The 10,403-nt window shown below is 38.3% G+C and carries 8 protein-coding genes; 1 reads left to right on the plus strand and 7 read right to left on the minus strand.

Features of this window, described 5'->3' with window-relative positions; translation table 11 throughout:
* Positions 1 to 477: 477 nt before the first annotated feature.
* The 7 genes from Q0X72_RS11040 to Q0X72_RS11070 all read right to left on the minus strand — a co-directional run bounded on the left by Q0X72_RS11040 (position 478) and on the right by Q0X72_RS11070 (position 8,682).
* A complete protein-coding gene (locus Q0X72_RS11040; RefSeq protein WP_297765230.1) occupies positions 478 to 1,833 on the minus strand; it encodes a saccharopine dehydrogenase C-terminal domain-containing protein in 1,356 nt (451 codons plus the stop codon).
* A gap of 198 nt (positions 1,834 to 2,031) precedes the next feature.
* On the minus strand, positions 2,032 to 2,922 hold the full coding sequence (locus tag Q0X72_RS11045) for an SDR family oxidoreductase (RefSeq protein ID WP_297765234.1): 891 nt from the start codon (positions 2,920 to 2,922) through the stop codon (positions 2,032 to 2,034).
* A 126-nt stretch (positions 2,923 to 3,048) separates the two neighbouring features.
* Positions 3,049 to 4,485 (minus strand): DASS family sodium-coupled anion symporter, encoded by a 1,437-nt coding sequence (locus tag Q0X72_RS11050; protein WP_297765237.1) that lies wholly within the window; start codon positions 4,483 to 4,485, stop codon positions 3,049 to 3,051.
* 258 nt (positions 4,486 to 4,743) lie between these two features.
* Positions 4,744 to 6,510, minus strand: a complete 1,767-nt coding sequence (locus Q0X72_RS11055) for an adenylate/guanylate cyclase domain-containing protein (RefSeq protein ID WP_297765239.1) — start codon at positions 6,508 to 6,510, stop codon at positions 4,744 to 4,746.
* An 84-nt stretch (positions 6,511 to 6,594) separates the two neighbouring features.
* Positions 6,595 to 7,137 carry a hypothetical protein gene (locus tag Q0X72_RS11060; protein WP_297765241.1) on the minus strand — a complete coding sequence of 181 codons (543 nt, stop codon included), beginning with the start codon at positions 7,135 to 7,137 and terminating at the stop codon, positions 6,595 to 6,597.
* 316 nt (positions 7,138 to 7,453) lie between these two features.
* The gene (locus tag Q0X72_RS11065; protein ID WP_297765242.1) at positions 7,454 to 8,287 is read right to left on the minus strand and encodes an MBL fold metallo-hydrolase; all 834 of its coding nucleotides are present in this window, start codon (positions 8,285 to 8,287) and stop codon (positions 7,454 to 7,456) included.
* Positions 8,284 to 8,682 carry a hypothetical protein gene (locus Q0X72_RS11070; RefSeq protein WP_297765243.1) on the minus strand — a complete coding sequence of 133 codons (399 nt, stop codon included), beginning with the start codon at positions 8,680 to 8,682 and terminating at the stop codon, positions 8,284 to 8,286. The genes Q0X72_RS11065 and Q0X72_RS11070 overlap by 4 nt, the downstream gene beginning before the upstream one ends.
* Positions 8,683 to 9,165: 483 nt before the next feature.
* Between Q0X72_RS11070 and Q0X72_RS11075 the strand changes: the two genes are divergently transcribed.
* On the plus strand, positions 9,166 to 10,403 hold a 1,238-nt coding region (locus Q0X72_RS11075), incomplete at its 3' end, for a serine hydrolase (RefSeq protein WP_297765245.1).

Here is a 10,403-nt window from a genome sequence, read left to right on the forward strand (position 1 = left end):
TTAGTTATGAGAGCAATTAGGAGAACACCCAGCAATGAAATAATCTTTAAATTATATTGTCCGACGCTAATCAACTCAAATTCTAAAATCTTATTTATAACTTCCATAGTGTACTTTTAGTGAATGCAACATAACGGGTACTATGCCATGCGTTGTAAAGTGCTGCCAGAGTTTTACAATTATAAGGTGCTTTAAAAATAGTAGTATTTGGCGGTTGTCTTACCAAGATAATCAAATATTCATTAGGCTATCTTCTAACGCTAAAACTATATTTTAAGAGGCCTCCAAATTGCAGAGAGCTTTAGAATTAGTAGTGATTGGAATTTATTCCTTAATGCTAGGAATTATAGCATGATATGTGATTATTCTGAAGGAGAAGTGTTTTGATGGAAATACGGAATTCGAAGTACAAATTTACCTTGCACCTCTAACCTCGTCCTTACTTTTAACCACCTTATTGAGGGTTACCTATCCCCATTACTCATAATACGTTTGCTCAATCTTGTTATCGTGCGAAGTGTAAGCAATGCCAAGTTCCGCCAACTCATCCAGTATGGGATCATAAACTTCCTTGGCCCAAGGAAACAACACACCAGGGCTTTTAATTTCTCCGTTTAGGATTAATTTTGCACCAATGGCCGCAGGCAAGCCAACAGTACGAGAAATAGCGGTATGTCTATAATCCAAGCCCCTTGTTACCAAATAAGATAAATGTTCAAATAATTCACCTCCGAGTTTGTATTCTATCCTCTCGTAAAAAACCAGCATATCCGTATCGTCCTGTTTAAATTTCAGCTTGTCCATCAGTAAATCCAATAGTATCTCAGCTGGAGTTCCATTTGCTCTCCTTATTGGTCTGTCAGACAGAAGTTCTGTCCAAAGCAATTGTTTATGAAGTTCTCCACCTCGTTCTATATGTAAGATGTCTGCTAGTTTATTTTCAAGACTTTCATCATCATCATCATCCGGTAGATACGATGCAACCCACTGGCGGTATGTCATGTTTTCACTGCCTTCTATCTGATAGTTGTTGGCCGTTAACCCTAGTTGTATAAAAATATTCCATCCTTCGCAAAAACCAGGATAGCGCAGTGTTGCCCTTATAAATGTCGGAATATCATCAAGGTTATATTTTTTCCTATAGACAACGGAATCGCGATTTTCATAGGCTTCAAACTCTCTGAAACCGGGGATACTTATAACTTTTGGTTCGGTAAATAAACGATGATAGGGGATGCAACGAAAATGGTCTTTTTTGTAGTAACAAGCTCCTGCACTACCTGCCAGGATCACGTTCATGGGGCTCCAGGTAAACTTATAGCCCCACGGGTTATCATTACTCTCAGGGGCAACCAAACTGCCACAATAAGATGTAAATGCCAATAGCTCGCCTCCCTTTTCCCTGATTTTATCTATAGAACGCATTCCGTTCATATGATCAATACCTGGATCAGCTCCCAACTCATTTAGAAATGTGAGACCTTTTTCTTTTGCTTCTTCATGCATTTCCAGCATTTCCTTACTAGCATATGAAGCCGTTACCACATGCGCATTATATTTAAGTGCAATTTTTGCTGCTGCAGCATGCATTCCGGGAGGCAACAACGAGATTACGATGTCTGCATCCTTAATATAACGTTCCATAATTGTATCATCATAGCAATCAAAGTATACCGCTTTCCCCCTAGGATGACCACCAATTTTTATTTTTGCGGTTTCTACTAAAATATCACCTACCGTTACAAACCAGTTGTATTCTTCGGCATGCTTAAGCATGTACGAAATCAGATCGGTAGCCGACATCCCTGCACCACATATTAACACATTTTTCATATAGTTATCAATAAAACATGGTGCTAGAATTTGGCTATCAAAATATTTACAAAACAAGCCTTTGCACAACTTTTGGTATTTGGCGTTGCAGGTAAATAGCACCGAACTTCTGTAAAACCTCGAACGCCCTTTTTGCCAGATTCAGTGTTAGCTGCAAAGGCTTATGATTCTATCACCACCCGTCAATTAAATATACACTCACCCTCTGGCATAATCATTTACAGAGGTCAATTGAATTGGAAAATCGTCTAGCGTATTTTTCATATCAATTTCACTTCCCTTCACAACTCCCAATGTTAACACGGCAAAGGATTCACTCAATGGGTCCTGAGCTCCGTCTCTTTGGGCTGTGATTGCTTCTTCCGGTACAAATTGAAGCTCAAACTTTTTCTCTTTAGTTTTTTCAAAAATATTAACCACTTCAAGTGGACTTAATGCTTCCGGTCCTCCGAGCTTAATAACTGTATTCTTAGCAGCAGGGATATCTAATGCGGCTACTGCAAATGACGCTACATCTTTTATAGCGATCCAGGATATTTTGTTCTTTCCTTCTCCATATATGGTGGCTTTGGCATTAGGATAATCGAAACCCAGCGCAGGGCTTAACCATACTTCCATAAAATAAGTTGGTTGCAAAATGGTATAGTTCAAACCACTTTCGGCAAGATATTTTTCTGTGTTGCGTTTAGCGGATTGCAAAGGAAACCGACCCGGCATTTTACAAAATGAAACATAAATAAATTGACTAACGCCCGCAGCAATGGCAGCATTAATTAAATTAATTTGTCCTTCATTGTCCACAGATTCAATGGTATCACCTTCCTGCCTAGACAACGTTGAAGAAACTGTTGAAATAATTGCTGAAACTCCACGTAAAGAATTTTCTAAAGAGCCCATATTCTTCAGGTCACCATTAATTGTTTCAACACCTAATTCTTTTAATTGAGCAACCTTATTTAAATCTGATGTTCTACGAACCAAACCTTTTACATTCTTATTTTTTGCTATCAATTGACGGCAAATCTCACTGCCTAAAAATCCTGTAGCACCTGCTACAAGTACTGTTGAAGAATTGTTTGAGTTTTTCATGTTGTTTGTTTTAATTATTGTTACAGGGCTTTTATTACATATCAATCTTTTGCTTTTCCATATATCAACCAGGAATCTCTTTTTTCCAGCTATTTAAATTCCGTGTATTTAGTATTCATAATTCCATTATAATGATGATGACCATATAATCCAAGGTGTTGCAAGAAGGAAAATTACCGTATTCAAAACCGTGATGATTGCGCCTTGTTTATATATATCTTCCGATGGTAAAAAGCCACTTCCAGCAAATAATACATTAGAACTGGAAGCTTGTGGAGTAATGACTGCAAAATAATTGGTAGCGAAAGACAGCATAAAAGCCATAAGTGCAGCTGGTACCTGAGCATTTACAGCCACTTGTAAAAAAACAGCATATAATGCCAGCAATTGTGCTGTTTGACTAACAAAAAGATAGTGAATCACTACATATAATACAGTCAAAAAGATATAGACCGTAACCCAATTATAATCACTGATTTGAGCAGCTATTTGTGCACCTAGGGTCTTCATAAAACCCATATCATTCAGTGCAGTACTCATCATATATAAAATCGCAAACCATACATATGTTTCGAGTGCATCTCCAGTACCTTGTCGAATATCTTCAAGTGTGTACACGTTTGTCAAAATCAGTATCGATAATCCAAGAAAGGCAACTATAGCTAAGTTTATGTTCAAAACAGGGGAAAAAGCCCAGAGAAGGATCATTCCAAAAAATGTAATGCCCATAATCCATTCTTGCTTACACATGGGTCCCATTTCATGCAGCGCATTCTTAGCCATTTTGGGAGCTTCCGGAGTGTATTTAATTTCTGGAGGATAGAGTTTGTACAATACAAAAGGTATTGCAATTAGTGCAATTATACAGGGTACTGAAGCTACAAAGACCCAATTCCCAAAATTCATGTTTACTCCAAATTGGGCAGCAATTCCGGCGCCCACCGGGTTGGCGGCCATTCCGGTAAACCATAGTGCTGAACTTATCGTGTGTCCGGATATGGCTGTCATCATAAGATACCCTCCGGTTTTCTTTCTACCTTCTGGTGTAGGCAGGGATCCGGTGTCTAAGGATAATGCATGCGCTATGGGATAAAGAATTCCGGACCTTGCCGTATTGCTTGGGATGGCAGGTCCAAGGAGTGTATCCGTGGCAACAATACAATATCCCAAATTTAAGGTGGACTTCCCAAAACGGCGAATGAGTAAAAATGCGATGCGTCTTCCCAAGCCCGACTTAATGACTCCTTTGGCGACCAAGAAAGCGGCTAAGATGAGCAGAATAAAGCTCTCTGAGAATCCTGAAAAAGCGCGTTCAGGAGTAAGAACTCTTAATAAGACTACTGCCACCAATGCGATAATAGATGCCGTAAAAATAGAAAGTGCATCAATTAAAACTCCTAGGATGGCTGTTATAAAAATGGCGAACAAATGCCAAGCATCTGGTGTCAGATCCCAGGGAATGGGGAGATACCAGATTATTATACCAAATACCAGGGTGATACTTCTTTTTACCCAAAGTAATTTCTGCCTATGTAAAGGTTCTTTAACTTCAGCAGAGCTCATTAGGTTTGATTTAATTCCATTTATTTACTAGCTGGTTAATTATGGCATTCCAACTTTTTAGTTCACTAAATTAAATTTTTCCATACTATTAATCTTCTGGTCAATATTTTTTTGTCTCAGTTCATGTCATTTTTAAAGAGGTTTTTTAATGACCTAAAACAATTAAACATAATTATTACCTAGTATTAACCTCGTCCTTCCAACCTTGTCCTTCCAAGCTCGCATTTCATAGTTGAAGCTCAAGCCAGCGGGATTAATTCATATAGTTGAATCCTTAGCATTGTTTACATAGTACATCTTCATCATTCCCTTATTTTTAACTTCAATCTCCCCTCTATATTCACAGTCATAAGTATCTTTAACCAACATATAGGTATTTTGCGAGATATTTATTTTTCCGCGTTCTGAGTTAGATTCCATACGAGAAGCCACATTAACCGTATCACCCCAAATATCATAAGCAAATTTCTTGGTACCCACCACCCCGGCTACCACGGGGCCAGTATTGACGCCTATACGGATATCATAGGCCATGATATTTTCGGAATCATTTTTGGATTCTTCCATAATTTGGACCATTTCAAAAGACGCCTGCATCATTTTTATCGCGTGATCGTCTTCATGAAAATGCAAACCTCCGGCACACATATAGGAATCACCCATTGTTTTGATTTTTTCCAAACCGTGCTTTCCGATAACTTCGTCAAATTTTGAAAAATAGTAATCCACACTTCGCACTAAGTTTTCCGGTGTCAGGGAGGAAGAGTATCTGGTAAAATCCTTAAAATCGGTGAACAAGACCGAAACAGAATCAAATTTTTTCGCCTGCACTTTACCAAATTCTTTTAATTCCTCAGCTGTATCAGAGGGCAAGATATTAAGGAGGAGGTTCTCCGATGTTTTTTTCTCTCTCGAAATAGCTCTATAATACCAATAAAGGGTTAGTAGCAGAATGATCGTTAACCCAGCAATAATGATCATAGCAGTAAAAATGATATCCTGTTTATTTTTTTTCTCGTTAAGCAGATCTACTTCTATTTGCTTTTGAGCAACTTCGTAATTTGCACGCTGATTGGCCATCTCTTGTACCACACCGATATTTGTAACGCTATCCCTAAATGCGATATGGCTTTTGTAATATTTAAGGGATTCCTTAGTATCCCCTCTTTTTTCATAGAGTTCTGAGAGTTTTTTATAGGCATCGCTAATCTGCTTCTTTAAACTATATTGATTTGCCAGATCCAAACTTTTATGTGCAAAACCAAAAGCTGCATCCCAATCACCTCGTTCCGCATAAATATCAGATATATAAGTAAGGTAAACACAAATAGGATGATAATCCCCAAGTTCTTCCAGCATTTCAGTAGCCAGGCCAATATTTTTTTCAGCGATGTCATTCTCTCCCTTCAGGGCGTAGGTGAGCCCGATATTGCCAAGATTATAAGCGATGCCACGTTTATAGCCCAAGGCTTTGTAAATCTTTCCAGATTGTTTAAAAAACACCAGGGCCGAATCAGCTTGGCCTAATTCAAAGTTATAGTTACCCAAATTTTCCAGCGTATTGGCATAACCTATCGAATCATTCTCTTCTTTAAGTATTGAGATGGCATTTTTATAATTGAGGATCGTATTCTGGTCATCACCCATTATGGAATACACTATGGCAATGTTTGAATATAATAGTCCCAAATCGCGGTTACGTTCTTTTTCTTTGGCAATTTTTACACCTTCGAAAAAGCTTTCCAGCGCCTTACTTAGATCGCCTTTAAGCCTGTAGGCACTACCTTTTTCCATATATGCCCCAATGATACGTTCAGTTGAATCTGCTTCTTTTGCCCGGATAAGGAGTTCATTACTATATTGCAATGACTTTTGGATATCGGCATGATGCTTGGCAAGGTTAAACAGGATTTGTAATCGGTCCTTTTCTTCAAAGTTCCCCGAATTGTATATAGTTTCAAGGCTGTCTGCAATAATCTGGTTCTGACCATAAATACCTGAAGCAAAAAAACAAAAAAAGCCCACTAGTAGACAGGCTTTTTTTTTAAATAAACTTAGTGATATATGTAAGTTTGATTTCAGCATAGATACACAGGTAACAAAAAGATATTATTGACTCACCTTAATATACGGATCAATTTTGTACGGTTGAACTTGCGGCTTCCCGTTTCTCTTTACTTTGAAATGCAGCACATATTTTTCTTTATCCAGCGAAATTCCATCTTTCATCTCAGGGCCTTTGGTAACTACCCCAATGACTACTTCGTTAGCACCTTCGTCATCACCTCCATTTCCTTTAAGCAAATTCTTATTAAATAATTTTGGGCCCCCTTGGTGATTAATGGAAGAAATATTGACAATATCCAAGGGATCAGTAACAGAAACCCCTTTCCAGATAACAATGTCTCCCTTTCTTACATGAGTTATATAATCCTCATTCGAAATAGAGTCTGGTTGTCCAAAATTAGCATACTCATCTATATTGCCATTGTTAATTTCAGCAGTGTTTACGTATAGTGTAATTACATGTATATTATTTGAATAAATTGTAATCGGAAGTTCTGAACTTTTTAATTCCGGTTCTTTTTTGTCTTTACAAGCCACTAGGCTCATAACTGCCATTAAAATTAATAGTGAATGAGTTGTTTTCATAATAGAGTTCTTTAAATGATTAAGTGGGGAGAATTATTTAGTGCTACAATCTGAGCCTAGTGAAGTTGAATTTCAGGAACTATCCCAAATGACATTCCAACCTCTATAGTCTTACTTAGATAGGATCAAAAAACTACACTTAAGATAGTCAATTTAAGGCTCTTATTATAATCTATTTGGATGAATAACCCAGTTTTATGTCCGGAAGTAGTATTTCTTTTATTCAATGAAAATCAGGTTTTCAAATGTATACCTAACTTTATATCCACAAGTTTTTATTGCTAAAGCTCCTAAACTAAAGGTTGACTTTGGTAAATTAAACTTCTATCTCATGTCCCTGAACAGCCAGCTCAATCGGAAAATTATAATTGGCCCTTTTCATAAAATCTTCAAACATTCGGGTTCTTTCGTCATCAGAATGCGCCGGATCATGGTGGAACAACAATAGGTGTTTAGCCTCCGCTCTTGAACAGAACTCCGCAGCTATTTCCAGGGAGCCATGTCCCCATCCCACTTTGTTCATATATTCTTCCTTGCTGTATTGGGAGTCGTGTATAAGGAGATCTGATCGATGAGCCAATTTAAATCCTGAAACCCATTCATCTTCAGGAAAAAGGTGTGCTTTTCCGATCACAGGTTCGTGGTCTGGCATGTAGGTTACCGTTTTGGAACCACATTGAATGCGAAAGCCAACCGTTGGCCCCGGATGACTTATGTATTCTGCGGTTATAGCAAAATTACCAATAGTAAAAGTTGTATTGGGGAGTTCCTGTATAATTAGCTTAGAAGGGATATCCCTCAAAGATATTGGAAATAGAGGCGGCGATAAAAATCGATTCAATCTGGCTTGAAGCGATTCAGGACTACCGCCGGGACCCCAGATATGTACTTCCTTATTGGCGTTGAACAAGGGTTTGCAAAAAGCCAAACCTTGGATATGATCCATATGCAAATGAGTCAATAAGATATCGATTCGGTCTGCGTCATAAAAGGTGTCAAAATCGATTCCTAAAATTCCGGTCCCCGCATCAACAATTATTCTTTCCTCACCATTAATGACCTCTATACATGAAGTATTCCCCCCATACGTTTGATTGTTTGCGGAGGAGGTAGGATAAGCTCCCCGGGTACCGTGTAGCTTTACCTTCATCCTATGATTTCGTTATCCCAGAAAATGGCCATGGCCCCTGAAAAATTCTTAGATCGCCCGATTATTGGGATAGAGGTTACTGATATTTTAGTGGATTTTCCTTTCAGGGATTTGATCCAAAACGTCTTGTGAGCGGGCACTTTATTTTGTATGGTCTGTACTAACGGAAGTTCCTCCGGAGGTATATCCTTTCCCTCCCCATCATGTGGAAAAAATGATGTTCCCCAATCGCCTACCGGCATAGGCCCGGTATCCTGAAACTTTTGACCCAGGACTACTTCTGCCGGTTCGTTGTAAAATATAAGGGTTCCTTCTGGATCTACTAAAAAAACAGGAACGGTAAGACAATCTGCCAGCTGCCTGCTTAAGATAATTTCGATTTCGTATGCTGACATAGGCAGTCAAGTTTAGCAGTGTAATCTCTTAAATATAAAAAAAATAGTCCGACTTTCCCATAATGTTGAGTGGAATAGGTGGTTCCTTCCTTTCGTATTGGAATTTCTAAAAGGTTCTTCGGACTTGCGAGCCATGCTATCTGCAGACAGGCGTAATGCTATGTCTGGTAAAAGAGTTTAAGAGATTGGCAGTTATTCCTTTAATGTGAACAATAATCGCATATTAAGGTCTTAACATAGGAGTGTTTTTATGGAAGTACAAAGGGCGAACATCTAATTTCGTCCTTCAAACCTAATACCTGGCACTTATTTTCTATCACTCGGAAGAATTAAATAGATTACTTCGTTATGAATGGGAATTTTCTAAATAAATTATTGTAATTCTAAGTGAAATGTATAATATTCAGGGCTTTAATGGGTTATTATAACGGATAATACAATTTTCCACCCTGTAACGTCCTAAAATTAAATATAAACCTACTTATGCAGCGATTGAAAATCTTAGGAGGATCAATACTTTTTTTAATTATGGTTTATGCCCTAACCTCAGGCGTAAATAGCTCTATATCCCTTACTGATTCAAAAAATTTAGTTTCAACTACTCAGCCAAAAAATAATCTCTTCGATCAAAAAAAGGCAGTGCTTTATACCTTGCAACAACAGGAATTAAAAGCTGCCATAAAAGCATATTTTGATAAGGCCATAGCTTCAGGATCCATAATAGGAGCCGGGGTGAGTATCGTTCGAGGAGATTCGATTGTGATATCCGATGGCTTCGGTAAAAGAAATATTAGGACAAATGGTGATGTTGATAGCCAAACCATGTTCCGACTCGGATCTCTTTCTAAAGGATTTGCCGGTATTTTGGCTGCCAATTTAGTAGATGAAGGCAAATTGGATTGGAAAGACAAAGTAAGCGAGTATGTTCCGGAATTCCAGTTGGGAGACAGAAGTAATACAGATAAAATTACATTGGCCAATATTTTATCACATACTTCAGGGGCACCTTACCACAGTTATACCAATCTGGTTGAGGCCGGATTATCTTTGACAGAAATAGCCAAGCGTTTTAAAGAAGTACAACCAATTAGTAATCCCGGAGCTGTTTACAGTTACCAGAATGCCCTGTTTGCCCTCTCTGAGAAGATGATGTACAAGGCTACCGGACAGACAATCACAAAATCATTGGAGAATAGATTTTTTAATCCCCTGGAAATGTGCTCCACTACAATGAATTACGAATCTCTGGCACATAAGGAAAATGTTGCCATCCCTCATTCAAAAAGAAGAAACAGTTGGAAGCCTAAAAAGCTGAGGAATAACTATTACAATGCTATTGCGGCTGGAGGCATTAGTGCAAATGCGCAAGATATGGCAAAATGGATGCGGTTTTTATTAGGACATAATCCGGAGATAATGCGCAAGTCGGCTTTAGAAAAAACTTTTAACCAGTTTATAGAAATAAAAGGGCATAGCAAATATTATCAGCGCTGGCCAGGACATGTATCATCTCATTACGGTTTCGGGTGGAGGATCCATAAATTTGTTGAGGACGATTCTTCGCAGGAAAAAACCATTTGGCACCATGGTGGAAGTGTTAATAATTACCGAAATGAAATTGCAGTCTTCCCTGAAGCCGATATAGGAATTTGTGTGCTTTTAAACAATAATTCCAGACTCGCAAAAACGGTGATCCCGGACTTATACAAGATCGTTCAAGA

It is taken from the genome of uncultured Muriicola sp. (assembly GCF_947258935.1).
Classification (GTDB): domain Bacteria; phylum Bacteroidota; class Bacteroidia; order Flavobacteriales; family Flavobacteriaceae; genus Muriicola.

Bases quoted from the DNA above. Each gene is read 5' to 3' on its own strand.
- Q0X72_RS11060 (WP_297765241.1), bottom strand. From the start codon at position 7,137: ATGAAAACAACTCATTCACTATTAATTTTAATGGCAGTTATGAGCCTA.
- Q0X72_RS11070 (WP_297765243.1), bottom strand. From the start codon at position 8,682: ATGTCAGCATACGAAATCGAAATTATCTTAAGCAGGCAGCTGGCAGAT.
- Q0X72_RS11050 (WP_297765237.1), bottom strand. From the start codon at position 4,485: ATGAGCTCTGCTGAAGTTAAAGAACCTTTACATAGGCAGAAATTACTT.
- Q0X72_RS11045 (WP_297765234.1), bottom strand. From the start codon at position 2,922: ATGAAAAACTCAAACAATTCTTCAACAGTACTTGTAGCAGGTGCTACA.
- Q0X72_RS11065 (WP_297765242.1), bottom strand. From the start codon at position 8,287: ATGAAGGTAAAGCTACACGGTACCCGGGGAGCTTATCCTACCTCCTCC.
- Q0X72_RS11040 (WP_297765230.1), bottom strand. From the start codon at position 1,833: ATGAAAAATGTGTTAATATGTGGTGCAGGGATGTCGGCTACCGATCTG.